General features: G+C 70.1%; 1 pseudogene. It reads right to left on the bottom strand.

The features are described from left to right. Window positions 1-291, bottom strand: a pseudogene (locus B2W22_RS12840) (chemotaxis protein CheA); the annotation flags it as partial.

Below are 291 nucleotides of genomic sequence, written 5' to 3'. Positions count from 1 at the left end.
CTCGGCCGGCGCCGCTTCGGCCGCCACGGGCGCGGCGTCGCCGCTTGCCGGCACTGCCTCGCGGGCGATGTTCAGTTGGTCGCCGTCGACGATGAAGCAGCACACGGCCTCGATGTCTTCCGGCGTGCAGGTGCTATCCACCCAGACCGTCAGCACGCCATTGGCGCGTTCGCTCGCCTTGACGGTGCCCAGGTTGCCCATCTCTTCGAGCAGGGACGCGGCATCCTTGTCGGAAACCTTGGTGATGCGCACACGCAGCGGCAGGCCGCCGGCTTGCTCGCCGGTGGCGGC

It is taken from the genome of Achromobacter sp. UBA4530, from assembly GCF_002388205.1.
In the GTDB taxonomy this organism is placed as follows: Bacteria; Pseudomonadota; Gammaproteobacteria; order Burkholderiales; family Burkholderiaceae_B; genus Achromobacter; species Achromobacter animicus.
The sequence above is the reverse complement of the archived record's forward strand: the minus strand, read 5'-3'. Positions and strand labels throughout refer to the sequence as shown.